The organism is Peribacillus sp. NPDC056705 (assembly GCF_043656335.1).
Genome location: NZ_JBHTYI010000188.1, coordinates 1 through 688, shown reverse-complemented (window position 1 = coordinate 688; position 688 = coordinate 1). Strand labels below are relative to the sequence as shown.

At 40.4% G+C, this 688-nt stretch carries 2 protein-coding genes; both read left to right on the top strand.

The annotated features are described in order from the left end of the window. A partial coding sequence (locus tag ACFRAK_RS28780; RefSeq protein ID WP_394573161.1) for a YopX family protein occupies nucleotides 1-463 on the top strand: 463 nt, incomplete at its 5' end. After that, on the top strand, nucleotides 429-688 hold a 260-nt coding region (locus ACFRAK_RS28775; protein WP_394573160.1), incomplete at its 3' end, for a hypothetical protein. The genes ACFRAK_RS28780 and ACFRAK_RS28775, both read left to right, overlap by 35 nt.

Below are 688 nucleotides of genomic sequence, written 5' to 3'. Positions count from 1 at the left end.
AATGGATTACGAAGTGACCATAGATCCAAACGGCAAAGTAGCAGCGTATAGCCCTCTTGACGGTCAGTATGTCCGGGGATTCTCGGATTCGGAAATGATTATCATGCAATACACCGGACTCCAAGACCGTAACGGTAAAGAGATATATGAAGGAGATATCGTCAGAATAATAGAGCATGGTTTCACTGAAAAGAAAGACATACCAGATTTTCAAGGATGGTTAGAAGATGAAAATGTCATTTCGTATGAGGAACATGATGAGGGCTGGATCAACTACAAGTACTCAAAAATCAAGGACGTAGTAGTACTGGACAGATTTCCTGTCTATTGGCTTAGAAGAGAATCATTTGGATATGAAGGCGAAGATCTTGTTAGCCCAAGTGATTGCGAAGTCATCGGCAATATTCATGAGCATGGAGGTCTCATTTATGACTCTAAAAACTCAAAAGAAGATCGAATTTGAGAATACATGTGGGTGTCTTGTAGATACAGAAAAATTAGTGGAAGCTGTTCTGTGGTACGCTAGGCAGCCGGTCATGGCTAAGAAAAAGATATTTATGCATGGTAAATACCCTGCTGTATCCATCGGTAAAGAAAAAATCCATGTCCATAGGCTGCTGATGATGTACAAGGAAGGCAGAAAATTAGACTATACAGAGTATGTCCACCACGTAGACGAAAATAAGAA